The organism is Nocardia sputi, assembly GCF_023501985.1.
Window position 1 is genome coordinate 258794 of sequence record NZ_JAMFLC010000008.1, and the last position, 24941, is coordinate 283734.

The following is a 24941-nucleotide window of genomic DNA, read 5'->3' on the forward strand; positions in this document are numbered from 1 at the left end:
TGCTAGCTACCGTCCGGTGTGATCCCGACTGCCCCCGACGAGCGCAGCGTATGAACGTCCCAAAGCCATACGTCCTCGACTCGCGTCGGCGTGAATCCGAGCAGCTGAGTGACGGTCTCGCGCAGCACATCACCGTTCTTCGTCGCGGGCAGCACCAGGACGTCGGCGTGCCAGTACCGCAGATCCTCCAGCGCGCGGGCACGCACGTCGGCGTCGATCGGCGGCACCACGCCGGTGTCCTGCGCCTGTACCAGCAGCGCGGTGGTCGGGCGGGTCTCGGGGCCGTAGATGCCTTTCCCGGTCGTGCTGGTCGGGCCGACGAAGTAACCACCCGCCAAGGGGAAGGAGAAGCCGGCGTCGGCTTGCCACCGCAGCGCCCGCGCGTCGGGCGGCCGGGGCGGCGGCACCATGACCACCGAGCCGTCGCCGACGTAGCGGCGGACCGTGCCGTCGGCGAAGAAATCCGGCGTCGGCGCACGTGCGACCACCGGCAGAATGGTCGGCGTCAGCGGCAGCAGCGCACAGGTGACGGCGGCGAACCACGCGAGCGGCTTCCAGTCTCCGGCCGATTGCCTCCAGGTGCGCACCGCCTGTTCGCTCGCCAGCGCGAGCACCACCGCGATGGCGGGGATCGCGGCCATGCTGAGCCTGCTCTCCAGCACCGTGTTCAGCAGCGGCACCTCTTCGGCCCATCGCCACGGCAGTTCGATGCCGGTCGGCTGTTTGCCGATGGTGGCGACCGCGCCCAGCGACAGCACGCCGAAGACCGCGATCACCACGCCCGCGGCACGCACCAGACGGTCGCGCCACAGCAGTCCCAGCGTGAACACCACCAGGAGCAGCAGCGGCCAGCCGAAGTACGCGTTCTGCTCGGTCGGGTTGATCGCCACGTTCTCCCCGGGCGCGAACACCCCGCCCAGCGATTCGGACGGGAACTGCACCAGCGCTTCGAGGTCGTTGCCCATCGGCCCGTGGTCGATCGAGCGATAGCTCTGCGGACCGAAGAACTGCCACCACAGCGGGATCTCGGCCAGCGCCAGCGTGATCACGGCGGCCAGCCCGAGGGTGGGGGTGATCCGCCGCGTCACGCGCAGCGCGGTGCCCGGCGAATGCAGGTAGTAGACGACCGCGAACAGCGAGAACGCGAGCACGAAGATCAACAGCGGTTCCTCGCCGAGCGCGATCTGCATGGCCACCAGCAGGCCGAGGACGACGGCATCGCGCACCCGTCCGTGCGGCCGGTCCGGCTCCGTCCCGGCCGCTCGTCGCGCCATCCGGATCAACCGGCCCGCGATGATCGGGAGCAGCAGCAAGACGACGAAGTTCGGGTGCGCGTTGGCGTGCGAGATCATTCCCGGCGCGAAGCCGCAGAACAGTCCCCCGATCACCGCCGCGACCCGTGCGTCGACGAGTTCCCGGGCGAAGAGGCGATACCAGGCGAACGCCGTCCCGGCCAGGCCGAGGGTGAGCACGAGCACGAACGTGACAGTGGGTCCGAAAAGCAGGGTGATCGGTGTGAGCGGCACGCCGACGCCGAACATGGCCGTATTGGCCATCATGTTCACCCCGGCCGGGAAGTTCTGCAGGTGCGTGCCGAGGGGGTTGCTCAGAGTCGCCACCGAGTGCGCCGTGACGGCGAAGAACCACTCCCACATCGTCTGGTCCTGACCGCTTTTGATCAGGTACCCGCTGTCGGTGTCGCGCCACTGGCCCGAGAGCACCGCCGCGGCCAGCGCCAGGTAGCCGACGCCGACGAGCGGATCGCCGCTGATTCGAAGGCGGGGCATCCGGCGGGCGCGCACGGGGCGGGTGAGCACTCCGGCCGCCGTCGCCTCGTCCGCCGCGACCGCGACCGCCGCCGATCCCGCCTGTTCGCCGGACTCGACGTCCTGTGCTCGTGTCACCCGGGCATCACTCCTCGACAGCGCCTCCGTACCCAACCACGCTGTGCGTGGACCGACAAACGAGAGGGGTAACCACTTCGCGCGAGTTCAATCGCAGCGAATTCGGGGGAGTGGCGGAGGTCAGGTCAGCGGCGGACGGTGACGAGGGTGAACGGCCCGATGTCGGTGGTGGTGAAACGCGCGTCGGCGAACAGTTCCTTGGGGAAGCTCACCGTGTAGCGAGCCACATTCGGGTCGTTCGGGTAGACGTCCTTGGCCAGCCGCAAGGTGTAGGCGTCGCCGCTGCGCCGGAACAGGAACGCGTCCGGCGCGCGCCACGGGCTCGCGGCCAGTGCGTCGAGCAGTTCCTGCGGCGTCTTCAGCTTGCTCCAGCCCTCGATGGCTCCCGCGCGGCCGGTGAAGTCGGCGAGCGGATTGGCGTAATGCGAGGTGAGCGCCTGGAAGCCGAAGTAGGGATAGAAGGACAGGAAGCTGGTGTCGGCGGTGAGCACCACCGTGTCCGAGCGTGGTCGACCGGTCTGCGCGGTGAGCGCCGCGTCTACCTTCGGATAGAACGACACCGCCGAAGGGGCCCGTTGATCGGCCCGCTTTCCGTCGCCGTCGGTATCCGTGTAGGCGGTGGTGATCTCCGAGGCCAGGACGTGCGGGATGTGCTGGGCGAAGGCCAAGGCGCCGATCGTCGCGACGACGATCGCCATCAGCCGGAACCGGGCGGGCTCGTTCAACGCCTGATAGATCGCCCGCGCGCCTTCGACGAACCCGAACGCGCCCGCGACGGACAGCAGCACCAGCAGCACCGGCTCGAGGCGGAACGACAGCAGCGTGGTGCCCGCCGCGGTGACCGCCATGGACAGCAGCGTCCAGAGGTAGATCGCCGCCACCCCGATCCCCAGCGCCTGGGCCCGTCGCGACGACGCGGCGCGCAGCACCAGCCACACCGTGCCGAGCAGGCACAGTGCTCCGAGCAGGGAGAACTCGAACATCGGCAGCGGCAGCCGCGCGCCCGCTTCCGGCAGGTAGTGCAGGGCGGTGCCAGAACTCGCGGTCGTGCTGCGCAGCGCCTTGGCCAGGTACGGCGCCCACACGAGAAGGGCGACGAGACCGGAGATCATCGCGATCACCACCAGCCGAGATAGCGGCGGCACCGCCGCGCGCCACGCGGGTCGGCCCGAGCCGGTTGCCGCGCGGGCGCGGCGTGGATGGTCGGCGGCGCGCTGCGAACGCACCGCGAGCACGGCCGCCAGCAGCCCCATCACAGCGACCGCGAAGGCGGCGACCAGGAAGTAGAGGGTGTAGAACGTGGCCGCCCAGCCGAGAAACAGTCCGGTGCCGACGACCGCGCCCCAACCACCGGCGGTGCGATCGGCATCCTCCGCCGTCGAGCCCGACCGGACGTCCTCCTGCGGCCGGTACAGCGCGCCCCAGGCGAGCACGAGCACGGGCGGCAGCAGCACCACGATGACCGCGCTGTACGCCTCGGGCGCGGCATAGGCCACCGTCACCGCTGTGCTCGCCGCCGCGACGCCCACGGCCCAGTCCGCGCGGATCAGCTGCGACCACAGCACCAGCGCGACGACCGCGGCCACCGCGAGGAAGCCGATCGCGTACGGCTTGAACACCTCCCAGCCGTCCATGCCGAGCAGATTCGCCGCGCGCCCGCCGATCCAGAACCAGCCCGCGGGGTAGAACGGCGGCAGATCCGCGTACGTCATGTCGCGCAGCGCCGCGGAATCGGTGAGCCGGGTGAGGAATCCGGTGCGGAATTCCTGATCCACCGAGACGCCGAACAGATACAACTCGGTCGCCGCCAGCGGCATGCCGAGGGTGAAGGTGACGAAGGTCGAGATCCCGGCCCAGGACAGCAGTTTCGCGGCCCACGGCCACTTGTGCAGCCGTAGCAGCGCGATCGCGACCGCGAGCATCACCGCCGCGCCGACCTGCCCCACCGTGGTCAGCGCCCTGGTCACGTTCGAGGAGTTGAACGCGGGCCACTGCACCATCGAGAACGCGACGAGCCCGGCGGCGGCCACCACCGCGGCGACGGTCGCCGCGAGCGCGGCCTCACCGGCTCCGGAGGCGACCTGCCGCAGCAGCAGCGCCGTCCGGCTCGGCGGGCGCGCCGGCTCGGCGGGGCGCGGGGGCGCGTCACCCGTCGTGGTCACCGTGCTCAACGGACCGCTCCGCGCTCGTCACACTCGATTACTCGCATGGCGCCTCCGGAATCACTGGGTCGACTCGTCGAACGATAAATGCCCGCGTGATCGATGACCACGCGGGCACCGGGTCCGAGCCCGTTCGCCGAGACTCAGATCGGCAGTCGGCGGAAGATCGCGCGCGGGACGTGCCGCAGCACCATCATCACGTAGCGGAAGCCGCCTGGCGCCCAGACCAGTTCCTTCCCCTTCTGGGAGGCCGCGACCGCCAGCGCCGCCACATCTTCCTTGTCGACGGTGAGCGGGGCCTCTTTGACATGCGCCGAGAACTTGGTCCGCACCATCCCCGGCCGGATCACCAGCACGCGCGGGCCGTGCGGGCGCAGCGCCTCGCCGAGGCCGAGGTAGAAACCGTCCAGGCCGGCTTTGGTCGACCCGTAGACGAAGTTCGAGCGCCGCACCCGTTCACCGGCGACGGAGGACAGGACGATGATCCGCCCGAAGCCCTGCGCCTTCATCTTCTCGCCGACCAGCACGCCGACCGAAACCGCGGCGGTGTAGTTGACCTGGGCGACCCGCACCGCCTTGCGCTGGTTGCGCCACAGTTCCTCGGGGTCGCCGTCGAGGGCGAAAGCGACGATGGCGACGTCCACGTCGCCCGTGTCCCACGCGGCGTCGATCACCTTGGGGTGCCCGTCGGTGTCGAGCGCGTCGAAGTCGACGACGTCGACCTGGCTCGCGCCCGCTGCCTTCATCTGGGCGACCGCGGCCTCACGCAGCGGATCGCCGGGCAGCGCCGCGAGGGTGATGCGCGCGGGCCCCTTCTTCAGGTACTCCGCGCAGATTGCCAAGCCGATCTCCGAGGTGCCACCCAGCAGCAGAATCGACTGCGGGTTACCAACGGCATTGATCACTGCAGCTCCAGCCTTCTCGCCATATCGGACATGAAAACGCCTGTGGGATCGACGCTGCGGCGGACCTTGATCCACTCGTCGATCCGGGGATACATCTTGTGGAAGGTCTCGGCGGTTGTCCGCGAGTCCTTCGCCGTGTACAGCCGCCCGCCGAACTCGAGCACCCGCCGGTCGAGTTCGCCGACCAGCTCGTTGAGGCCCGGCTTGATCGGGAAGTCGACGCAGATGTTCCAGCCCGGCATCGGGAAGCTCAGCGGGGCCTGGTTGCCCGGCCCGAACAGCTTGAACACGTTCAGCGCCGAGTAGTGCCCGGACGCCTGGATATCGATGATGATCCGCTTGAACTCCTCGACCGCCTCGGTCGGCACCACGAACTGGTACTGGAGGAAGCCGTTGGAGCCGTAGCCGCGGTTCCACTCCGCGATCATGTCCAGCGGGTGATAGAACTGCGTCAGGTTCTGCACCTTGCCGGTGTAGTTGCCGCCCATCCGGTAGTACGCCTCGCCGATGGACATCAGCGTCAACTTGTTCATCGTCCAGTTCGGGAAGATGTCCGGGACGGTCATCAGCTGCGGCGCGTCGAACTTCAGCGGCTTGCTGCGCAGCCGCTTGGGCAGTTCGTCGAGCTTGGCCAGCCTGCCCCGGGTGATCGTGGCGCGGCCCAGCTTGGGCAGCGGACTGATCACGTCGAACCAGGCGCTCGAGTAGGTGTAGTTCGACTCGCTGCCGTCGCTGTGCGCGGCGATGGTCTCGTCGAGGGTCGTGGTCTTCACGCCGTCGTTGAGGAAGTAGGCGGTCTCCGTCGGCACCATCTCGATGGTCGCGCGCAGGATGATGCCGGTGAGCCCGTTGCCGCCGACGGTGGCCCAGAACAGCTTGGCGTTGCGCTTCGGCGTGATGTGCTGCACCTGCCCGTCGGCGGTCAGCAGATCGATCGAGCGCACGTGGTTGCCGAAGCTGCCCTCGCTGTGATGGTTCTTGCCGTGGATGTCGGAGGCGATCGCGCCGCCGATGGTCACCTGGCGGGTGCCGGGTAGCACCGGCACCCAGAGCCCGAACGGCAGCGCGGCCTTCATGAGCTGGTCCAGGCTGACGCCGCCGTCCACGTCCACGATGCGGGTGTCGCGGTCGATGCGGTGGACGTTGTTCAGCGCGGTCATGTCGACGACCAGGCCGCCCGCGTTCTGCGCGTGGTCGCCGTAGGAGCGGCCGAGGCCGCGGGCGATCACGCCGCGCCGCAGGTGGGCGGGCTTGCCGTCGTTGTCCTCGGCGACCATGGCCACAGCCTTGGCGATCAGTTCGGGATCGCTGGTCGAGAGCACTTCGGAAGAGGTGGGTGCGGTGCGACCCCACCCGGTCAACGTACGGGTACGCGTCGGGAGAGTGAACGCGTTCCCGGCGGCGGGGTCGTCGTTCGTGACGCCGGCGCCCTTGTCGTTCCCGGTTGTCTTGGTGGCGGTCGGAGCTTTCGTGGACATCGGCATAGAGGCTACAGGTATGACGGCAGATGGGGACGGGGTCGCTACACCCATGGGTAGTGACGTACGCGTCGTTCAGAACCGAATCCGTGCGGTCGCCTGTTCGCCGCTACGCTCATCGGCGTGCAAGCCGAACCCCACCTGCCGCTCCCGGCAGAGTTGCCGCTGGTCGACGAGCCTGGCGGCGCGAGCGACGGGCCCGAAGGAGGCAGCGTGCGTAACCACGCAGGGTCCCGGGAGCGCCGAATCGAACAGAGCACCGATGTCGACCTCAAGACGCAGATCGTCCGGTTCACCCTCACCGGCGGATTCTCGGCCGTCGTCGACTACGGGCTCTACAGCCTGCTGCTCAATCTCGTCGGCCTCCCGGTCAACGTCGCCAAGTCAATCGGATTCGTGGCGGGCACCACGACGGCCTACCTGATCAATCGCCGCTGGACCTTCCAGGCCCCGCCCAGCCGCGCCCGCTTCCTCGCCGTCGTCCTGCTCTACGCGGTGACCTTCGCGGTGCAGGTCGGCATCAACGCGGGCCTCTACTTCACCCTCCCCGAGGAATGGTGGCGTCAGCCGCTGGCCTTCGTCATCGCCCAGGGCACCGCGACCGTCATCAACTTCGTCGTCCAGCGGTTGGTGATCTTCAAGATCCGCTAGATCGGGGACGAACCCGGGCTCGGAGCGATTGCACTTATAAGTGCAAGAGGTTACGTTGGGTAGTACCTGCGAGAGCGGAGAGGAGTTCGAGTCCCATGGGTGCATCCGGCATTCGCCACGAAAAGGCAGTTCTGTCGATCAGTGCCAGTGAGGTGGAGCAGGCTCGGGCTTTCAAGGATCGAGTGGAGAAGGCGCGCGGTGCCGCATCGGCGCACGCGACTATCGCAGTCGAAGTCCGGGATGGGGAGTCTGTCAAGATGCCCGCCGAGCTCACCGCGTTGATCGCTCAGATCCTCGACCTCATCAGCCGAGGCTGCACCGTAACCGTGGGCAGTCTCCCGAACGAGGTGACTACGACTGTCGCCGCCAAGATGTTGGGTGTCTCGCGGCCGACCTTGATGAAGCTGGTGAACGAGGGCAAGCTGCCTTCCCACAGGGTCGGTTCGCACACGCGTCTTTTCAGCAGGGATGTTCTGGCGCACAGAGAGATTCAGCGTGCTGCGCAACGGAAGGCGTTTGATCGGCTGCGCGAACTCGAGGACGAGCTCGGAGTGGTCTACTGACCGCCAGGGCGCTATCTGGTCGATCCTGTAAGCGCTGAGTGGCGCTCCGTCCGCTTGTACGATGTCCGTCATGGTCAGCGGGCGGGGGACGAACGTTCTTGTCGATGCCAACGTTTTGTTCTCCCGCACGCTACGGGACTGGCTGGCGCTGCTCTACCTTCATCCAGGCAATGAGATGTTCGAGGTCATGTGGACCGACGACATCATGGTGGAGTTCCACTATCACCTACGTAAGAAGAATCCCTTGCTGGATGACGCCCAAGTCGGCGGCGTGCGACGCACACTCGAGAACACGTTCGAGAAAGGGCGGATAACGGGTTATACGATCGACCGTACCATCGCCTATCCCGACGTGGGTGATGCTCACGTCCATTGCGCTGCGGTCTATGCCGATGTCGACATCCTTCTGACCGACAACGTCGAACACTTCACCCGCATGGACGATCTTCCGTACGAGATCTACTCGGCCGACGATTTTTTCGAACTCATCGATGACTCGGCACCCCAGATCGTCCGGGCGGTCACAGCGGAACAACTTGTCTACTACGTTCGCAGGAGCGATACCAGCAGCGTCTCACTACCGGAGAGACTGAAGGCAGCCGGAGCGCCGGCCTTCGCCGAGCGCGTACGACAACACCTTCAAACTCTGGACATCAATGCTCTTCTCCGCGAGCCGACCTGACACGGGGTAACCGTGGCGACCGAGCGGGGTTGACCGGCGAAGGGCGTCAGAGTGTCTCAATTCATCAGCTTGCCGGTCTGATTCACTTCACGCAGTGCCGCCCAAGCATCCCCTACCGGACCTACGTGCCCGAGCTTGTCGGGATTGTTCACCGTGCGGATCGTCTGGATCTGTCCGTCGAGGATGTCGAGCGCCCAGGTGTTGAGGACCTTGCCGTCCCGGTCGCGGAAGATCGCGCCCGGCTGGCCGTTCACCTGGTGCGGCTCCACATGCGCTCCGATCCGGGCGAAAAGCGGGAGGAGCGCGGCGAGCGCTCGGGCCACGTTCTCGGCGCCGACGAAGCGGTCGGCCCATTGCGGGGCCTTGCCGCCGCCGTCGCCGACCATCTGGACGTCGGCGGCCAGCAGCGCGGTCAGCCCGTCGACGTCCCCGTCCCGGAAGGCGTCGAGAAATCTCCCGGCGAGCTTCTCGCGCTCGGTTCGGTCGGCTTCGAATCGGGGCCTGCCGGTGTCCATGTGGCGGCGTGCCCGCACCGCGAGCTGTCGGCACGCGGCCTCCGAGCGCCCCACGGCGGCGGCGACTTCGCCGAATCCGAACCCGAATACCTCCCGCAGCACGAACACCGCGCGTTCGAGCGGGCTGAGCCGCTCCAGCAGCAGCAAAGCCGCCATCGACAACGAGTCGGCCAGCTCCGCCGAGCGCTGCGGGTCCTGGTAGGGGTCGGCCAGCAGCGGCTCGGGGAACCACGGCCCGACGTACTCCTCCCGGCGAACGCGTGCCGAGCGCAGCACATCGATCGAGATCCGGCTCACGGTGGCCGACAGGAACGCCTTGGTCGAGTCGGGTTCGGTCGGGGAAGCCGCGAAGCGCAGCCAGGTCTCCTGGACCGCGTCCTCGGCTTCGCTCACGCTGCCCAGGAGCCGGTAGGCGATGGAGAACAGCAGTGGCCGAAGCTCCTGGAACTCCTCGATCCGACTCACGCCTGCTCCTTCTCGATCCTTGGTAGCCACGGGGCGCGGCGTGGCTGTCGCCCGCGCCCCGGTCCATAGTGGGCAGGCATCACCAGGGCACCGGGCCTTCCGCGCTGAAGAATCCGGCGGTCGGTCCGTCCGCACCGAGCGTGGCCAGGCGCACCAATATCGCGGCGCCCTCCGCGACCGTGAGGAACCCGGTGTGATTGTTGCTGTCGGTGTCGACGTAGCCAGGGGCGACGGCGTTGACCAGGATGCCTTCCTTCCGCAGCTCGTTGGCGTAGTGCACGGTCAGGGCGTTCAGCGCGGACTTGGACGGCGAGTACGCCGCCGACGGCAGCAGCGCCGCGAAGGGGCCGTCCGGGTCGCTCATGAGGGTCAGCGACGCGGCGTGACTGCTGACGTTGACGATCCGCGGCGCCGGTGACCGTCGCAGCAGCGGAAGCATGGCATTGGTCACCGCGATCACCCCGAAGACGTTGGTCTCGAACACCGTCCGGACCATGTCCAGGTCGACAGAGCTGGGGACCTGATCATAGGCGTCCGCGGGGGAGACCTGTCCGGAGCCGGTGATGCCCGCGTTGTTGATCAGCACGTCGAGGTGGCCGAAGCGCTCCTCGACCTGCCGCGCGGCCTCCTGGACGACGGTCTGATCGGTGACGTCGAGGGTGACCGCGTGCGCGTCGCCGCCGGTCGCTCGCACCGCCGCGGCGGCCTCTTCGCCGCGCCGGGAGTCCCTGGCGCCGATCAGAACCGTCATGCCCAGCGCGGCGAGTTGTTCGGCAGCCCCACGGCCGATTCCCTTGTTCGCTCCGGTGACCAGTGCCACCTTCTGGTGTGTGATCTGCTCGCTCATAGTCTGCTCCTTGCTCGGGGAGGCGCGTTCTTCTCAGAACCTGTCGGAACCCGAGACGAGACAGCTCGACCGCCTGTGACATGCGGACGGAAAGCGGACCGGTCGGCGTCAGTAGATGACCAGCCGTGCCCTTACGGATGGGACCGTCCTCGCTGTCCGTGCCGAACTCGAGGAGCGTGTGAACAGGCCGATCGCGGAGCCTTACCGACCGCTACGAACCCCCCGCCGTTCGAAAAACTCTTCGCATACTGGACGGAGATATGGATCAGCGACGCATCTGATCCGGGTGGAATCAGACCTTGAATGAATGCAGGCGTGCGGTCGCGAGGGTCTGTAGTGCGCCGAATGCTTCGAACGTACCCACAGGCTGAAAACCGAGACGGGTCGCGAGTTTCAATGAACGGTCGTTGGCGGTTTGGGTGACGATCAGAACCGGCTGGTCGGGCAGTTCGGTGGCGGCGGCGCGCAGCACGGCGGACGCGGCTTCGAACGCGAACCCGGCACCCCAGGCATCGCGGCGAAGGACATAGGTCAGTTCCAGTTCTTCGCCGTCCTCGGTCACGTGTCCGGGTTGATCGGCAGACCGGCGGCAGAGCATCAGCGTCCCGATGAGGAGATTCGTGTTGTTGTCGGCGATGACGTAGACACCGGGAGCGGCCGTCACGTTGGCGACGCCGATCGCGTTGAGGTACTGCTCGACGTCGCTGCGAGAGCGTGGACCACCGAGGTAGGTCCGAACCGCGGGATCGGTCTGTAGGTCGATGAGTCCCGCACGGTCATTGTCATGCGCCTTGCGCAGCACGAGACGATCTGTAGCGATCTCCGGGGCGGACAGCGTAGGAAGTCGGCTCATGGTAGCCATTCTGTTCGACGCCGAAGGTTCAACCGGGCCAACCTGTCACGCACTGGGAAGGAGCGGCGCTGTGCATCACCCGACTCAGGAGCGGTCGAACTCCCGTGTGCTCCTCGCTCGACGCCACGGCGGAGCATGCAACACGGCCCGACCTGACCGTCGAGTCGGACCGGGCCGTGTTGGTGGTGTGGCTAGGGGCGGTCGAACTCGCCGTCCGTCACGCCTGCGGTGAAGGCGTCCCATTCGCTGGGGGTGAAGACCAGTGCGGGGCCGGTGGGGTTCTTCGAGTCGCGAACGCCGATCTTGTCACCGTCGAGGAATGCCACTTCGACGCAATCCTGGCTGGCTCCGCTGTGGGTGCTCTTGAACCACCGTGCTTCCGATAGGTCACTGATCACGCCCGTACTCCTTCTCTAGCTCCCGGAGAAGTCTGCGGCTGTCCTGAACGTCCATGGCCGCGCTCCGGAGCACCTCGTATGCCTCACCATACCGCCGCACCGTGCCGGGTTTATCCACGTAGAGCGCGCCCGTGAAGCCTTCCATATACACGACGGGCGGCTCGATCGGACGGCCCTTACTGTCTGTGCCGAATTCCAGGATTGTGAATGGGCCGATCTGATCACCGGTGGGGTAGCCCGCGTCGGACGGCAGAACCCGGAGCGTGATGTTCGCTCGACGGCTGGAGTCGAGCAAAGCACGCGTCTGTTCCGTCATCGCCCTCTTGGAACCGATGATCTGGCGTAGCACCGACTCGTGAATGACCACGTCCATCTCAACCGGACCAACCGGCCGCGTGATCAAAGACTGCCGCTTGATTCGCAGTTGAACGCGTCGCTCGATCTCTGACGCACGCTCGTCCGGTCGTTTGGCAGTGATGAGCGCCTGCATGTACCGAGGCACCTGAAGCAGGCCAGGGACCAGCTCGGACTGGTACACAGTCAATCGCTTCGCGGAGTTCTCCAACCCCACGTAGACATCGAAGTTCTCAGGGATGAGATCACCGTAGGCATGCCACCACTCGGGTGCGTTCGCTTGGCGCGCTAAGCCGACCAGTGCGTCGATCTGCTCCGGAGCTGCGTCGTAGATCCGACACAGCTCTTTGATGTCTGCGTCCCGGACCTTGTCTACCTGCCCTTTTTCGACCCGCTGCAACATCGTCGGGCTCCATTGCATGAGTTCGGCCGCGTTCGCGATCGTGAGTCCGACCCCCGTTCGAAGTTCGCGCAAGTGGCGACCCAGCTGTCTGCGTGGAACCGTAGAGCCTTCCATTCTCCACCCCTTCTGATCTCGGCTTTCTCCACCTCGGAGAATCCTCGCATCCAGGCTGAATCACACGCTGGCGCTTCAGAAAAATCGTGCTGAATATTCAGAGTAGTTGGGTCTCAGCGGTTGTACGGATGCTCCACTTGACGTACGCGCCCTGGTCGGAAAGGGCTGAGAAGTGGCTCTCCGATCCCGCGGGAAGCACCGGGCGCGCTCCACATGACGTTCGATCCGAGTAGGGGGCTTTCGAGATGGACCATCAGCCGTTCGAGGACACTCCGGTGTCGCGGTGCCAGTTCTACCGGCGGGCATGCGGTTTGCCCGCTGTCATCGACCCGCCTGGGCTCGGGCGGATCGTTGTGCGTGCGGGGAGCGTCTGGGGCATCACGATGCCCGCGCGGCTGGGGCAGGCGGTGCGGGCGCACCTGCACGGCCAGGGCAATTCCGTAGGCCCGATCGTCGGTCATCCGCGCTCGGGCAGGTGGACGTTCCTGATTCGGCCCGATCTCGGTGAGACCGACGATATGCGGCTGTTCGCCGAGCTGTTCCGGCTGGATGTGTCGGTTGCGCGTGCGGGGGCGACTATTGCGCTGCCGTCGCCTACCGCGTCGGCGGGGGCGATTCGGCAGTGGATCGAGCCGCCTGCCAACTCGTTTCGCCCCTCCGGCGTCGCTGTCGTGCGGGCGATCCGGGCGTGGGCTGATCAGATGCCCTGGCGTGGGTCGCGTTCGATGCCGCGAAGCGGTGACCAGCCGTTCGAGGTTCGCGGGTGATGGTCGCGAGCGTCATCGCCGGGGTCGCCGTCCTGTGGTTCACGGCGAACTACTTGATCGCGATGGCGGTGCTGGAGCGTCGCATCGGTCACGAAAGGGTGTGCTGCGAGCGTCCGCGCGCTGCCGAGGTGGCGGGCACTGTGACGTGGATGCAGGCCCGGGCGTTGCCCACCACCTGCCCGCTGGTCGTCGAGCGTCGAGTGTCGGCGTGAACGGCCCCTGGTCCCGCCTGCCGGGAGAGGAGGGGACGGGATCATCGCCCGTCCCCGGAGTGCGTTCGCCGGTCGGGCCCGACCCCACCCGCCCCAGCATTGCCCGCGTCCACGACTACAGCCTGGGCGGTAAAGACAACTACGAGGTCGACCGCCGTTTCTTCCACGACATCCTGCGGATCGCCCCTCGGATGCGAGAAGTGCCGCTGACGACACGGCGTTGGCTCGACCGCGTCGTGCGCTATCTCGTCTGCGAAGCGGCAATCGACCAGATCGTGGACATCGGAGCCGGACTGCCCGCCTTCCGGAACATTCACGAAGTCGCGCATCAGCACGAATCGCGAGCGCGGGTGGTGTACGTGGACAACGACCCGCTCTGCTGCACCCACGGCCGTGCGCTGCTCGCACGGCATGCGGGCGTCCAATACGTGCAGGCCGATCTCACGCGACCGCGAAACGTCCTGTCCGAGACCGCCGATCACCTCGAGCGAGATCGGCCGCTCGCGGTCATCCTGTCCAGCGTCCTGCACCATGTGCCCGAGGAACTCGACCCCGCCCGGATCGTCCGCGAGTACACCGAGATCCTGCCGCCCGGTTCATATATCGCGCTCAACCATTACCTCGACCCGGCCGACAATCCCGTCGCCCATCGGCTCGCCCGTGAACTCGAGAACCGCTTCGTCCACGGGCTGGGTTCGGGCTGGTTCCGCCCTCGCGAACGGATCGCCGCCTTGTTCGACGGTCTGGAACTGGTCGAACCCGGTCTGGTCGAGGTGGGCGACTGGTGGCCTCACGGCCCCGCGTTGCGCCCGCGATCTCCGGAGGAACGGCTGATGCTGGGCGGGCTGGGGCGCATACCGGCTCTCAGGCACCGGTGAACAGCGAGCCTGCCAGTTCGGTCTTCTCTGCCTTCGCGCCGAAGTAGTCGCCGCCCTTGGCGCGGACGTTGTCGGTGCCCCACTCGCGCTGTTCGCGCGAAGCGGGCACCAGGTGCGGGATGTGCTTGCGGCAGTGGATGTACGCCTCTTCCACGTCGACCACCACCCAGTGTTCGGCGGCGCGGCCCTTGTGGTTGACGGGCAGGTCGGGCACGACGCTGCGGAGGGCGGGGTCTGAGACGATGTGTGCCGAACCGTTGATGTGCAGTCCGATGAGGTCCCGCACGAAATCGATGAGCAGGATCCCGACGTGCGGGTTCTCCAGAATGTTGCCGAGACTGGCCATCACGCCGTTGCCACGATATTCCGGGTAGGCAATTCGGCGCTCATCGATGACGTGCAGAAAACCGGGTAACCCGGCCCGGAAAGTCGAGTCGCATTCGCCGCGTTTGTCCGCTGTGGCGATGAACGCCATATCCATCCGGCCGATGAATTCGATCATCGTCGGATTGAGCCGATCGAGCACCTGATCGTCGTAGAAACGCTGGGCTCGATCTTGTGTTCCGTACCGTTCCTGCAGCTCACGCTCGCCATCGCTGCCGTTGTGTGTGCCGGGCATTGCCGCCCCCTCTGGTCGCCGGAATCCGGGGTCCGCCAGGCTCGACGTTGAACCGCGGCCGCACCGAGATCGCGCCAATTTTAGATGAGGAGCGCACGGTAAAACGTCGAAATCCACGTAGATGATGCCCGCGATTCCCGTGTCACGCAAGGATTTCCATAGATTAGCTAAGAGCCGACCGGCCGGAATTATTTCCGGCCGGTCGGGATTTGCCAAGTGATGTGCGGTGCCCTCAGGCGGGGATCAGGGTGACCGGAACCCCGTTGAACACGGCATTGCCGGAGGGTGCGTCGATCACCGAATCGTCGGTGAGCACATTGGCGTTGACGCCCGCGTGCTCGCGGGCCACGGTCTGCGTGCTGTCGATATGGCCCCAGCCGTGCGGCAGGCTCACCACTCCGGGCATGATGGCCTCGGTCGGCTCCAGCGGGACCGTCAGCGTCCCGGCTGCGGACTTCACCACCGCTCGGTCGCCGAGCCCGAGTCGCGCCACGTCGGCCGGATTGATGTGCAGGGTGCAGCGATTCGATCCGCTCACCAGCGTCGCGATGTTGTGCATCCAGCTGTTGTTGGACCGCAGTTGCCGCCGCCCGATCAACACGATCTCCGGGGCGGCGTCGGACAGACGCGCCCGCATCCGTGCCACGTCGTCGAGCAGTGGCTGCGGGGCCAGGTCCACGCGTCCGGTCGCCGTGCGCAGCACGCCCGGCAGGCGCGGTTGCAATGGACCGAGGTCGATGCCGTGCGGGTTGTCCAGCAACACTCGCAGGTTGAGTGTGCCGCCGTTCCATTCGCCGTGCGGCCCGAGGCGCAGCATCAGGTCGATGCGCTGCTCGGTGCTGGTCTCCCCGATCAGGTCGCCGCGCCGGTCCGCGAGCCCGGCCTTCTGCAGCAGGCCCGCGATCACGAATTCATCCACAGCGGTGAGCGGATCGATCCCATCCGAGCCGCGGTGCGGCCTGCCGGTCAGCGCGGCGGCCAGACGAGCCAGCACGGCAGGCTCCGACGGCCGGTCACCCAGCGGCACCAGCGGCCGCGAGTAGCGGGCGTAGTTGCGCACGGCGAACTGCAACAGCGCGAAATCGTAGTGCGCGGACTGGGTCGGGCGCGGCGGCGGGAGGATGACGTCCGCGTGCCTGGTGGTCTCGTTCACATAGCGGTCCACGCTGACCATGAAGTCGAGCTGGGCGAACGCTTCGTCCAGGCGTGCCCCGCTCGGCGCGGACAGCACCGGGTTCCCGGCGACTGTGATCAGCGCGCGGATCTGGCCTTGCCCCGGTGTGATGATCTCGTCGGCGAGCGTCGCGACGGGCAGTTCGCCCATCGCCTCGGGCAGCTCGCGAACCCGGCTGGTCCACCGCCCCGTGCGGAACGGCCTGGTGCGCGGGATGCCGCCGGCCGCGGCGGTGGCGAACATCGCGCCGCCGGGGGAGTCGAGGTTTCCGGTCAGCGCGTTGATCGCCTCGACGAGCCACTGGGTGATGGTGCCGAATTCGGCGGTGCAGGTGCCGATGCGGGCGTACACCGCCGCGGTCGGGGCCGCCGCGAGCTCGCGGGCGAGCCGCACGATCGTGGCCGCCGGGACGCCCGTGCGGGCCGAGACCGTTTCCGGGTCGAACGCGGCGGCGGCCGTGCGCAATTCCTCCAGCCCGGTCACATCGACGCGCAGGTCGGTCAACTGCTCGGCGAAAAGCGTGTGCACGATGCCGAACAGCAGGTAGGCATCACTGCCCGGCCGGATGAACAGGTGCTCGTCGGCCAGTTTCGCGGTGCGCGTCACCCGGGGATCGACCACCACGAAACGGCCGCCCCTGCTACGTAGCGCCTTCAATCGGCCCGGAAAATCGGGTGCGGTGCACAGCGAGCCGTTCGACTCCAGCGGGTTCGCACCGAGCATCAGCAGATAATCGGTGCGGTCCAGGTCGGGCACCGGCACGGTCAGCGGGTCACCGAACATCAGCCCACTGGCCACCTGCTTGGGCATCTGATCCGCGGTGCTGGCCGAATAGATGTTCCTGGTGCCCAAGGCGCGCAGCAGGATCGGCACGTACAGCGTGCCCGCCACAGTGTGAGCGTTGGGATTGCCCAAGTAGGCCGCGGCCGACTGGTTTCCGTGCTCGGCCACGACGGCGGGAAACCGCTCGGCGATGTGGTCGAAAGCTTCGTCCCAGGTCGCGGTGCGCCAGGTATCGGTCGCGCGATCACGGATCAGCGGTTCGGTGACCCGGTCCGGGTCCTCGTCGAGATGGCCGAAGCTGGCCCCCTTGGGACAGATGAAGCCCTTGCTGAAGGGATCGTCGCGGTCGCCGCGGACGGAGGTCACGTGGTCGCTTGGGTCCAGGGTGATTTCCAGGCCGCAGACCGCCTCACAGAGCGGGCAGGTCCGCAGCAGATTGCGCGATTGCGTGATCGGGGCCATACCCCATCTTGGCGTCCGGCGGTGGAACTGAAAAGAGAACGCTTGAAATCGGCGACGCCAAACGACCGGTACCCGGCGGCGCTCCGGGGTGGGGATCCGGAGCGCCGGGACGGATACCGGTCGCAAACAGGCCGGGTAGCGCGGCCCCGACCCGCGATCAGCAGGCGAAGTCGATCAGAAACGCGTCGTTCAGCAGGCGATGGTCAGCTTCGCGCGGCGCGACGCGGTGGCGGCGCGTACGGCCGCGGCGATCGCGACGACCGGCGGCACCCAACGGGCCTCGGCGGGCGACACGCCCCAGCAGGCCGAACCGACCGAGAGCTGGGTGGGCGGCAGCGGGATGCCCGCGCCGTCGGTGTACACGGTGGCGCCGGCCTCGCGCAGCGCCTGCAACGCCATCTCGGCCTTGCGGACGCCGGTGACGAGGTGGATCTCGCGTCGCTCCGAGCCGGGAATCTCGATCACCGCGCCGGAGAGGTTGTTCGCCCGCAGAAAGCGGCGGACCTCGCCGGCCAGTTCGCCGGAGACCTCGATGCCGGACAGGTCGTCGTCGGTGATCAGGCTCAGACCGTTGGCCGTTTCGGCGACCGTCCACCCGCGCTGGTTGTAGTCCTGCGCAGCGGCGGTCAGCTCGGCCGCCGTGACGGAAGTCGGAAACGTGGTGCGCACTGTCTTCTCCATTCCCCGGTAGATCTCTGGGTCCTGCATTCATGGGTCGTATCGGCGGGGGCCGCCGCGAGCGTTACGCGAACTTCGGAAGAATTTCCGGAGTGTCGCCTACGTCTCATTTCCGAGGGGGTTCGTCCGCGTGCGGCCGGGCACTTCCAGGTGGCTCGTAATGGCTGCCACGCAGCTATATTCGGCCGCGAGCCGGACCGCTCGCTGTGCCGGAGCTGCGAGGCTGCTGTGGATGGTGTGATTGATGTTGCCGTTGCGAAAATTCCGGTCTCGTGCGCTTCCGGCTGGATCCGGTCGCCTCGTGCGAGGAGGATTCCGGCATGAGCGTCAGGCCTGGAGGCGGTAGCTCGCGTGACCACGGAGGGCCCGCGCATGCCGAGGAAGACACAGCATGAGCGTCAAGTCCGGAGGAGGACACGAGATGAGTGACGAATCCGACGGCATCGGTGCGCCCGTCGAGGGCCAGGCGGCGGACGCGGCGGAGTTCGAGGCCGAATCGCGCTGGCTCGCGTGGAAGGAGTCGGCGGCCGAGCGGCGGTCGGGGGCCGCCGCCGACGAAGAGGAGCACTCCGAGCCGTTCCGCAGCCCGCGCGCGTTCGTGCAGTGGAGCTCCGCGGCCGCGCGCGCCCTGGTGGACGTGCAGTTCCACCGCCCGGCGACCCGCACGCTCTTGCCGCTGGCCTACATCCTGGGGCTGGTGTTCGCCTTCGCCGTCCCCATCACGCTGACGGTTTCGGCGTGGCGGGTGTCCGCGGTGCTCGGCGTGCTCGCGGCGGTGCTCGGCGTGCCGCTCGGCCTGACCATCGCGGCCGCCGTCCGGCTGATGCTCGAGTTCCTGGTGAACGCCTCCCGCCTGGCGACCAGGGTGGAGCACATCAGCGAGCTGGCCGATGATCTGTTCCAGGCGTTGTCGGACGTGGCCGAGCCGGTCAACCAGTTGTCCGAAGACGTTCGGGCGGTGCAGTTCTGGCGCTTCCGCAAGCGAAACCCGCGCAGGTAGGGGACGAAAACGCGCCGTCCGGAAGTGTTTTGACTCGCTGGAGACAACGACCTAGCTGAGACACGCACAGTGACCAGTGTGAGTTTCACTGTCGACAATGCTGTTCGGATACCCGGCACATCCACCGTGGGTGTCCGGGAGGGTGGGTCGCGTCGCAGACCGGGCATGGTTCACGGTGCGGCCGGACAAGGGCGAAACAGGGGGGAAGCATGGCTTTACCGCAAGGGACGACCGGTTCGACCATGCCGAGGCGGCAGCTCGGCAGGCAACTACGCGATCTGCGCAATCGGGCCGGGATGACCACTCGGGTGGCCGCGCAGCAGCTGGAATGGTCGGAGGCGAAGATCTGGCGGATCGAGACCGGGCAGACCTCGCTGCGCGGCCTCGATGTCGAGGCGATGTGCAAGGTCTACGGCGCGCCGCCCGAACTGCTCGAACCGCTGCGCGCGTTGGCTCGCGACACGAAGGCCAAGGGATGGTGGACCTCCTACGGCGACGTGATCCCGGAAGGCTTCGACGTCTACATCGGGCTGGAAGAGGCGGCCACCAGGCTGTTCACCTACGAGAACGAACTCGTCCCCGGCCTGCTGCAGACCGAGGGCTACACCCGCGCGGTGTTCGCGGCGGCATATCCGGAATTGTCCGCCGACGAGATCGACCGCAGGGTGGGGTTACGCCAGGCCCGGCAAGCACTGGTCACCCGCGCCGACGCGCCACTGCGCCTGGACGCGCTGATCGATGAGGCGGTGCTGCGACGGCGCATCGGCGACCCGGCGGTCGCCGCCGAGCAGCTCGACCACCTGCTCCGCATGGGCGAGTTGCCGAACATCCGGATCCGGCTGGTGCCGATGGACTGTGGCTATCACGACGGCTTGACCTCAGGCCGATTCGTCTTGCTGGAGTTCCCCGGAGTGCGTTCCGGCGAGCCGCCCGAACCGCCGGTGGTGTACGTCGAGGCGTTCACCGGGCCGGTGTATGTGGACAAAGAGCCTGAGATCGCGCGTTTCCGCAGGGCATTCGCGAGTATCGAGGCGGCGGCGGTCGACGCTCGCGCGGGCATCGAGAAGGCACGCGCGTCGCTGTGAACCGGACCTCTATCCGGCGCTGATCAGCACTTCGGCGGGCCCGGCAGATCCCAGGTATCGCTCAGCACGGCCCGGTGGGTGGGCACGGCCTGTTCATAGACCTCGCGGCCCTTCTCGGTGAGGCAGACGAACACGGCGCGACGGTCTTGCGCGCACATGGTGCGCCGGACGAGACCGTCGCGCTCCAATCGGGCGACGGCCCGCGACAGCGCGCTCTGGCTGAGGTGGATGTCGCCGGCCAGATCGCTCATCCGGTAATCGCCGCAGTTCGCGTCGACCAGCCGATCCAGAGTCTCGAATTCGCTCAGCCCGATGGAATGACCGTTCTGCAGCGCCTTCTCGAGCGCGCAACTCACCGCCGCGTGCCGGTCGAGCAGCTCCCGCCACTCCCCAACCAGCCCGGTGGGCGCGGCAGCGCCCCGGGCCGTTTTCACGGTGGTCGGCTTCGACATGGCCCCATCTTAGTGGGCACGCCATGTTCATGCAACTGCATCTTATGTGTTGGCATTTAATGCGCACGCATGTAATCTTCCCCGCATGACTTCACCGGCAACGCTCTCGGCCGCGCAGGCGACCGATCCGACCAGATGGTCAGCCCGGCTTTGGGGCATGCTGATCACGCTGTGCATCGTGCTGTTCCTCGACGGCCTCGACGTTTCGATGATCGGCGTCGCCCTGCCGTCCATCGGCGCGGAACTCGATCTGTCCACGTCCACCCTGCAATGGCTGGTCAGCGGGTACGTGCTCGGTTACGGCGGTCTGCTGCTGCTCGGCGGCCGCACCGCCGACCTGCTCGGGCGGCGCAAGATCTTCCTGATCGCGCTCGCGGTCTTCGCGGTCGCGTCGCTGGCAGGCGGTCTGGTCAGCTCCGGCCCGCTGCTGATCCTCACCCGCTTCATCAAGGGCCTCGCCGCCGCGTTCACCGCGCCCACCGGCCTGTCCATCATCACCACCAACTTCGCCGAAGGACCGGCCAGGAACAAGGCGCTGTCCATCTACACGGTGTTCGGCGCGGGCGGCTACTCCATGGGCCTGCTGTTCGGCGGGCTGATGACCGGCGTCGGCTGGCGCTGGACGTTCCTGCTGCCGGTGCCGATCGCGGTCGCCGCGCTGGTCGCCGCCTACGTGCTGGTGCCCAAAGACAAGCCCGCCGAGGAAGGCGGACACGACCTGCTGGGGGCGCTGCTGTCCACCGCGGCCATGCTGCTGCTTGTCTACACGGTGGTGGCCGCGCCGGAAGCCGGATGGGCGTCGGCGCGCACCATCGGTTCGTTCCTCGCGGTCGTCGCGCTCTTCGCCGGATTCGTCGCGGTGGAGAAGCGGGTGCGCTACCCGCTGGTGCGCCTCGGGATCCTGCGCAAGTCCTCGCTGGTCCGCGCCAGTCTCGCGATCGTCGCGGTGGCGGGCTCCTACTTCAGCTGGCAGTTCATCGTCACCCTCTACATGCAGGACACCCTCGGCTGGTCGCCGCTGAAGCTGGCGATGGCGCTGCTCCCGGTCGGTCTGCTGGTCGTGCTGTCGGCGTTCTTCTCCGACAAGCTCGTGGATCGTTTCGGCACCGGGCCGGTGATCGCGGTCACCATGGTCGTGATGGCCGTCGGCTACCTGCTGTTCCTGCGGCTGGACACCGCGCCCTCCTACCTGACGATGCTGCTGCCCGCCGTGCTGCTCATCGGCATCGGCTGGGTCGGTTTCCCCGCCATCAACATCCAGGCCACCAACGGCATCGATGACGATGAGCAGGGCCTCGCGGCCGGGGTGTTGCAGACGTCCATGCAGGTCGGCGCGGCCATCGTGCTGGCGGTGACCACCGCGATCATCGCCTCCGGCGCGCACGCCGACATCTCCGCCGCCGGGATGCTCGACACCTACCGCCCGGGCCTGGAGTTCGCCGCGGGCGTGTCCATCGTCGGCGCGCTCGTCGCCCTGCTCGCCTTCACGCCGCGGTCGCGCGGCCGGGAGCGGGCGGCGGAGGAGACGAAGGAGCTGGAACTCGTCAGCTGACCGTCGTACCGGTCGCCGAGCGCCGTCACCACACCGGGTGGCGGCGCTCGGCGCTGTCTCGCAGTCGCTCTGCCGGTGCGGGTTTCGACCGGCTATGTCCGCTGTGCCGTCAGCGGCTCAGGAAAATGGCGGCGCGACAGTGTCTTTCGCGGAGCGGACGAAGGTGAGTTCACGGCCGTCCCGCCCCACCCGCGGCCACTCGATGCTCAGCGTGGGGTCGAACGCATCGATGTCGTGGTCGAACTCGGGCTGATATTCCAGGGAGCACAGGTAGGTGACCGTCGATCCGTCTTCCAGGGACAGGATCGCGTGGCCGAGTCCTTCGGACAGGAACACCGAGCGGCGGTCGACGTCGTCGAGCAGCACGCTGTCCCAGCGCCCGTAGGTCGGCGAGCCGCGGCGCAGATCCACGACCACGTCGAGGAACGCGCCGCGCACACAGGTCACGTACTTGGCCTGACCCGGCGGGTCCTCGGTGTAGTGGATGCCGCGCAGCACCCCGGCCGCCGACACCGAACAGTTCACCTGCCGCAGGTCGAACGGCCGCCCCGTCGCCTTCTCGAACTCCGAGGCCTTGAACCCTTCGAGGAACATGCCGCGATCGTCACCGTGCTGGCGCGGAGTGATCACCCACGCGCCGGGCACCGCGAGTTCCCGGAATTCCATGCTCACCAGTCCCGTCCGCGTTCGAGCAGATCGAGCAGGTAGCGGCCGTAACCGGAACGGACCATCGGTTCGGCGAGCCTGCACAACTGATCGTCGTCTATGAAGCCCATCCGCCAGGCCACCTCCTCGGGCACGCCGATCTTCAGGCCCTGCCGCTCCTCGATGGTGCGCACGTAATTGGCCGCGTCGAGCAGGGAATCGAAGGTGCCGGTGTCCAGCCAGGCGGTGCCGCGGGCGAGCACGTCCACACTCAGCCGATCCTGCTCCAGGTAGGCGCGATTGATGTCGGTGATCTCGTACTCGCCCCGCGCCGACGGACGTAGCGAACGGGCGATCTCCACCACGTCGTTGTCGTAGAAGTACAGGCCGGGAATGGCGTAGTTCGACCGCGGGACCTTCGGCTTCTCTTCGATCGACACCGCGCGTCCCTCGGTGAACTCCACGACGCCGTAGGCGGTCGGGTCGGACACCCAGTAGGCGAACACCGCGCCGCCGTCGATCCCGTGGAAGCGATTGAGACTGGTGCCCAGGCCGGGGCCGTGAAAGATGTTGTCGCCGAGTACCAACGCCGCGCAATCACCGCCGATGTGGTCGGCTCCGAGGACGAAGGCCCTGGCCAGGCCGTCCGGCTCCGGCTGGATGACGTAGCTCAGCGACAGCCCGAGCTGGGCGCCGTCGCCGAGCAGCCGCCGGAACGCCGCTGCGTCCTCGGGGGTGGTGATCACCAGGATGTCCCTGATCCCCGCGAGCATCAGCGTGGAAAGGGGGTAGTAGACCATCGGTTTGTCGTAGACCGGGACCAGCTGCTTGCTCACCCCGCGCGTGATCGGGTGCAACCGGGAGCCGGTGCCGCCCGCCAAGATGATTCCGCGCATGCATGGAGTCTGCCAGTTTCACGGCGCCGGGATTCGGTGAGGTTCCGAGTAGTCCTCGATTCGGTCACGATCGTTTCGCTTCCGGGGGTATCGAGCGATTCTGTTGCGTAGGTCACGGTGCGCGTGGTGTTCTGAAAAGACACTGCGTGAGATGTCAGCGCCGACAGCTCGCCTGGGCGACCTCGGTCCGGTCGTGATTCGGCGCGCCAGTTGTTAGGTAGGTGCGCGATGGCGAGCAGAGACGGCGAGCCCGGCGTGGTGATGAATCCAGAAGGCCCCAGCGCGCAATCGCGCTTGCTGCTGGCCGCCTGCATGGGCGTGGTGCGGCCGATGCTGCGGACGCTGCCGGTCACCAGGGCGACCATTCCGTTCGGCGCCGCCACGGTGGACGGGCTGGCGCGATTGCGTCCGCAGCCGCAGGGCATCGATCGAGAACAGGTGACGCTGCACGGTCTGCGCTTGGAGATCCTTCGCCCGGCCGGTGCGGCGCGTGCGCTACGCCACGGCGCGGTGCTCTACATGCACGGCGGCGGCTTCGCGATCTGCAGTACCCGCAGCCACCGGCCGATCGCCGGGAGCCTGGCCCGCCGCACCGGGCTGCCGGTGATCAACGTCGAGTACCGCCAGTTGCCCGGCACGCGCATCACCCACTCGGTGCACGACTGCCTGGCCGCCTACCGCTGGCTGCTGCGCCATGGCGCGGATCCGGCGCGGATCGTCTTCGCGGGCGACTCGGCGGGCGGATACCTCACCTTCGCGACGGCGCTGCTGGCCCTGGAGTCGGGACTGCCCGCGCCGGCCGGGTTGGTCGGCCTGAGCCCGCTGCTCGACCTGGACTACGCGGCGAAGCGGGACTACGTGAATGTTTCGCGAGACCCGTACATCCCGTTGTCGGCGTTGCAAGCGGTGGTGCGCCTCGGCGCCGAGGTCGACGGGTTGCTCGATCCGAGTCTTTCGCCGGTCAACGCGACGCTGTCCGCGCTTCCGCCCGTGCTGCTGGTCGCGGCGGAGGACGAGGTGCTCCGGTTCGATTCCGAGTTGATGGCGCAGCGGCTCACCGCCGCGGGCGTGCCGAACGCGCTGGAGCTGTGGCGCGGCCAGGTCCACGCCTTCATGAGCATCGCGCCGGGCCTGCCGGAGAGCAGGGCGGCGTTGGCGCGGGTCTCGCGTTTCGTGCGGGCCCGCGTCGCGGACGACCAACAGGCACGAACGGCTTGACCGTTCGGCCTTTCGAGGCGAGCCTCGCCCCGCATCGCGCCGGGACGGGGCTCGCGTCCTGTCCAGGGTGCGCCGTTCGGCGCGTGCGCCCAGGGCACTCTGGATTCGGATCGATATTATCTGTTCTTGATAGTGCAGGTCAGCCCGGGGAAAATCAATAAGTTCCATTTTGTTCAGCGAGTGTTCACCTTCGGGCCAGCGATAGGAATAACGGAGCCCCGCCCGC

The 24941-nt window shown here is 67.5% G+C and carries 25 protein-coding genes; 10 read left to right on the top strand and 15 right to left on the bottom strand.

The window, feature by feature from the left end; genetic code table 11:
* Nucleotides 1-2: 2 nt before the first annotated feature.
* The 4 genes from M8859_RS13735 to dprE1 all read right to left on the bottom strand — a co-directional run bounded on the left by M8859_RS13735 (nt 3) and on the right by dprE1 (nt 6449).
* Nucleotides 3-1817 carry a glycosyl transferase gene (locus M8859_RS13735; protein ID WP_372492908.1) on the bottom strand — a complete coding sequence of 605 codons (1815 nt, stop codon included), beginning with the start codon at nt 1815-1817 and terminating at the stop codon, nt 3-5.
* 212 nt (nt 1818-2029) lie between these two features.
* The gene (locus tag M8859_RS13740) at nt 2030-3994 is read right to left on the bottom strand and encodes a galactan 5-O-arabinofuranosyltransferase (protein WP_372492909.1); all 1965 of its coding nucleotides are present in this window, start codon (nt 3992-3994) and stop codon (nt 2030-2032) included.
* Between the two features lie 215 nt (nt 3995-4209).
* Complete coding sequence (dprE2, locus tag M8859_RS13745) at nt 4210-4971, bottom strand: decaprenylphospho-beta-D-erythro-pentofuranosid-2-ulose 2-reductase (RefSeq protein WP_159922499.1); 762 nt, start codon at nt 4969-4971, stop codon at nt 4210-4212.
* Complete coding sequence (dprE1, locus tag M8859_RS13750; RefSeq protein ID WP_321212397.1) at nt 4968-6449, bottom strand: decaprenylphosphoryl-beta-D-ribose oxidase; 1482 nt, start codon at nt 6447-6449, stop codon at nt 4968-4970. Before dprE1 ends, dprE2 begins: the two co-directional genes overlap by 4 nt.
* A 213-nt stretch (nt 6450-6662) precedes the next feature.
* Between dprE1 and M8859_RS13755 the strand changes: the two genes are divergently transcribed.
* From M8859_RS13755 to M8859_RS13765, 3 genes are all read left to right on the top strand, one after another.
* Complete coding sequence (locus M8859_RS13755; protein ID WP_370523778.1) at nt 6663-7100, top strand: GtrA family protein; 438 nt, start codon at nt 6663-6665, stop codon at nt 7098-7100.
* Between the two features lie 95 nt (nt 7101-7195).
* Nucleotides 7196-7663, top strand: coding sequence for a helix-turn-helix domain-containing protein (locus M8859_RS13760; RefSeq protein ID WP_236565354.1), 468 nt, complete (start codon nt 7196-7198; stop codon nt 7661-7663).
* A gap of 61 nt (nt 7664-7724) precedes the next feature.
* Nucleotides 7725-8345: a PIN domain-containing protein gene (locus M8859_RS13765; protein WP_249644308.1), complete on the top strand. Its 621-nt coding sequence runs from the start codon at nt 7725-7727 to the stop codon at nt 8343-8345.
* Between the two features lie 56 nt (nt 8346-8401).
* Here the strand turns inward: M8859_RS13765 and M8859_RS13770 are convergent, their stop codons facing one another.
* From M8859_RS13770 to M8859_RS13790, 5 genes are all read right to left on the bottom strand, one after another.
* Complete coding sequence (locus tag M8859_RS13770) at nt 8402-9325, bottom strand: RNA polymerase sigma-70 factor (protein WP_195069807.1); 924 nt, start codon at nt 9323-9325, stop codon at nt 8402-8404.
* Between the two features lie 79 nt (nt 9326-9404).
* Entirely contained in the window at nt 9405-10172 is a 768-nt protein-coding gene (locus tag M8859_RS13775; RefSeq protein ID WP_159922504.1) for an SDR family oxidoreductase, read from the bottom strand.
* 292 nt (nt 10173-10464) lie between these two features.
* Nucleotides 10465-10974 (bottom strand): GNAT family N-acetyltransferase, encoded by a 510-nt coding sequence (locus M8859_RS13780; RefSeq protein WP_249644309.1) that lies wholly within the window; start codon nt 10972-10974, stop codon nt 10465-10467.
* A 242-nt stretch (nt 10975-11216) separates the two neighbouring features.
* Nucleotides 11217-11423 (bottom strand): DUF397 domain-containing protein, encoded by a 207-nt coding sequence (locus M8859_RS13785; protein WP_195069805.1) that lies wholly within the window; start codon nt 11421-11423, stop codon nt 11217-11219.
* On the bottom strand, nt 11413-12294 hold the full coding sequence (locus M8859_RS13790) for a helix-turn-helix domain-containing protein (RefSeq protein WP_195069804.1): 882 nt from the start codon (nt 12292-12294) through the stop codon (nt 11413-11415). The genes M8859_RS13785 and M8859_RS13790 overlap by 11 nt, the downstream gene beginning before the upstream one ends.
* A gap of 245 nt (nt 12295-12539) precedes the next feature.
* Between M8859_RS13790 and M8859_RS13795 the strand changes: the two genes are divergently transcribed.
* The 3 genes from M8859_RS13795 to M8859_RS13805 are packed head-to-tail and all read left to right on the top strand — an operon-like array spanning nt 12540 to nt 14151.
* Nucleotides 12540-13061 carry a DNA-directed RNA polymerase subunit beta gene (locus M8859_RS13795; protein WP_236565356.1) on the top strand — a complete coding sequence of 174 codons (522 nt, stop codon included), beginning with the start codon at nt 12540-12542 and terminating at the stop codon, nt 13059-13061.
* Nucleotides 13058-13273, top strand: coding sequence for a hypothetical protein (locus tag M8859_RS13800; RefSeq protein WP_159922512.1), 216 nt, complete (start codon nt 13058-13060; stop codon nt 13271-13273). The genes M8859_RS13795 and M8859_RS13800 overlap by 4 nt, the downstream gene beginning before the upstream one ends.
* Nucleotides 13270-14151, top strand: a complete 882-nt coding sequence (locus tag M8859_RS13805) for an SAM-dependent methyltransferase (RefSeq protein ID WP_249644310.1) — start codon at nt 13270-13272, stop codon at nt 14149-14151. Before M8859_RS13800 ends, M8859_RS13805 begins: the two co-directional genes overlap by 4 nt.
* Here M8859_RS13805 and M8859_RS13810 read toward each other — a convergent pair.
* The 3 genes from M8859_RS13810 to M8859_RS13820 all read right to left on the bottom strand — a co-directional run bounded on the left by M8859_RS13810 (nt 14138) and on the right by M8859_RS13820 (nt 17897).
* Nucleotides 14138-14770: a pyridoxamine 5'-phosphate oxidase family protein gene (locus M8859_RS13810; RefSeq protein ID WP_159922568.1), complete on the bottom strand. Its 633-nt coding sequence runs from the start codon at nt 14768-14770 to the stop codon at nt 14138-14140. The genes M8859_RS13805 and M8859_RS13810 overlap by 14 nt on opposite strands.
* A gap of 232 nt (nt 14771-15002) precedes the next feature.
* A complete protein-coding gene (locus M8859_RS13815) occupies nt 15003-17189 on the bottom strand; it encodes a molybdopterin-dependent oxidoreductase (protein ID WP_249644311.1) in 2187 nt (728 codons plus the stop codon).
* A gap of 189 nt (nt 17190-17378) precedes the next feature.
* Nucleotides 17379-17897: a hypothetical protein gene (locus M8859_RS13820; protein ID WP_223519962.1), complete on the bottom strand. Its 519-nt coding sequence runs from the start codon at nt 17895-17897 to the stop codon at nt 17379-17381.
* A gap of 391 nt (nt 17898-18288) precedes the next feature.
* Between M8859_RS13820 and M8859_RS13825 the strand changes: the two genes are divergently transcribed.
* Nucleotides 18289-18867 (top strand): DUF4282 domain-containing protein, encoded by a 579-nt coding sequence (locus tag M8859_RS13825; protein ID WP_249644312.1) that lies wholly within the window; start codon nt 18289-18291, stop codon nt 18865-18867.
* A 209-nt stretch (nt 18868-19076) separates the two neighbouring features.
* A complete protein-coding gene (locus M8859_RS13830) occupies nt 19077-19952 on the top strand; it encodes a helix-turn-helix domain-containing protein (RefSeq protein ID WP_249644313.1) in 876 nt (291 codons plus the stop codon).
* Between the two features lie 23 nt (nt 19953-19975).
* On the opposite strand, the gene M8859_RS13835 is transcribed toward M8859_RS13830, so the two are convergent.
* Nucleotides 19976-20404 carry a MarR family winged helix-turn-helix transcriptional regulator gene (locus tag M8859_RS13835; protein WP_159922577.1) on the bottom strand — a complete coding sequence of 143 codons (429 nt, stop codon included), beginning with the start codon at nt 20402-20404 and terminating at the stop codon, nt 19976-19978.
* An 85-nt stretch (nt 20405-20489) separates the two neighbouring features.
* Here M8859_RS13835 and M8859_RS13840 point away from each other — a divergent pair, with 85 nt between their 5' ends.
* Entirely contained in the window at nt 20490-21956 is a 1467-nt protein-coding gene (locus tag M8859_RS13840) for an MFS transporter (protein WP_159922579.1), read from the top strand.
* Between the two features lie 117 nt (nt 21957-22073).
* Here the strand turns inward: M8859_RS13840 and M8859_RS13845 are convergent, their stop codons facing one another.
* Nucleotides 22074-22622, bottom strand: coding sequence for a dTDP-4-dehydrorhamnose 3,5-epimerase family protein (locus M8859_RS13845; protein ID WP_195069946.1), 549 nt, complete (start codon nt 22620-22622; stop codon nt 22074-22076).
* Nucleotides 22623-22624: 2 nt separating this feature from the next.
* Entirely contained in the window at nt 22625-23497 is an 873-nt protein-coding gene (rfbA, locus tag M8859_RS13850; protein WP_159922581.1) for a glucose-1-phosphate thymidylyltransferase RfbA, read from the bottom strand.
* A gap of 228 nt (nt 23498-23725) precedes the next feature.
* Between rfbA and M8859_RS13855 the strand changes: the two genes are divergently transcribed.
* Nucleotides 23726-24715, top strand: a complete 990-nt coding sequence (locus M8859_RS13855; protein ID WP_249644314.1) for an alpha/beta hydrolase — start codon at nt 23726-23728, stop codon at nt 24713-24715.
* Nucleotides 24716-24941 lie beyond the last annotated feature (226 nt).

Coding starts and splice junctions, on each gene's coding strand:
- dprE1 (WP_321212397.1), bottom strand. CDS start 6,449: ATGTCCACGAAAGCTCCGACCGCCACCAAGACAACCGGGAACGACAAG.
- M8859_RS13760 (WP_236565354.1), top strand. CDS start 7,196: ATGGGTGCATCCGGCATTCGCCACGAAAAGGCAGTTCTGTCGATCAGT.
- M8859_RS13765 (WP_249644308.1), top strand. CDS start 7,725: ATGTCCGTCATGGTCAGCGGGCGGGGGACGAACGTTCTTGTCGATGCC.
- M8859_RS13775 (WP_159922504.1), bottom strand. CDS start 10,172: ATGAGCGAGCAGATCACACACCAGAAGGTGGCACTGGTCACCGGAGCG.
- M8859_RS13790 (WP_195069804.1), bottom strand. CDS start 12,294: ATGGAAGGCTCTACGGTTCCACGCAGACAGCTGGGTCGCCACTTGCGC.
- M8859_RS13795 (WP_236565356.1), top strand. CDS start 12,540: ATGGACCATCAGCCGTTCGAGGACACTCCGGTGTCGCGGTGCCAGTTC.
- M8859_RS13810 (WP_159922568.1), bottom strand. CDS start 14,770: ATGCCCGGCACACACAACGGCAGCGATGGCGAGCGTGAGCTGCAGGAA.
- M8859_RS13815 (WP_249644311.1), bottom strand. CDS start 17,189: ATGGCCCCGATCACGCAATCGCGCAATCTGCTGCGGACCTGCCCGCTC.
- M8859_RS13820 (WP_223519962.1), bottom strand. CDS start 17,897: ATGCAGGACCCAGAGATCTACCGGGGAATGGAGAAGACAGTGCGCACC.
- M8859_RS13825 (WP_249644312.1), top strand. CDS start 18,289: ATGAGTGACGAATCCGACGGCATCGGTGCGCCCGTCGAGGGCCAGGCG.
- M8859_RS13830 (WP_249644313.1), top strand. CDS start 19,077: ATGGCTTTACCGCAAGGGACGACCGGTTCGACCATGCCGAGGCGGCAG.
- M8859_RS13835 (WP_159922577.1), bottom strand. CDS start 20,404: ATGTCGAAGCCGACCACCGTGAAAACGGCCCGGGGCGCTGCCGCGCCC.
- M8859_RS13840 (WP_159922579.1), top strand. CDS start 20,490: ATGACTTCACCGGCAACGCTCTCGGCCGCGCAGGCGACCGATCCGACC.
- M8859_RS13845 (WP_195069946.1), bottom strand. CDS start 22,622: ATGGAATTCCGGGAACTCGCGGTGCCCGGCGCGTGGGTGATCACTCCG.
- rfbA (WP_159922581.1), bottom strand. CDS start 23,497: ATGCGCGGAATCATCTTGGCGGGCGGCACCGGCTCCCGGTTGCACCCG.
- M8859_RS13855 (WP_249644314.1), top strand. CDS start 23,726: ATGGCGAGCAGAGACGGCGAGCCCGGCGTGGTGATGAATCCAGAAGGC.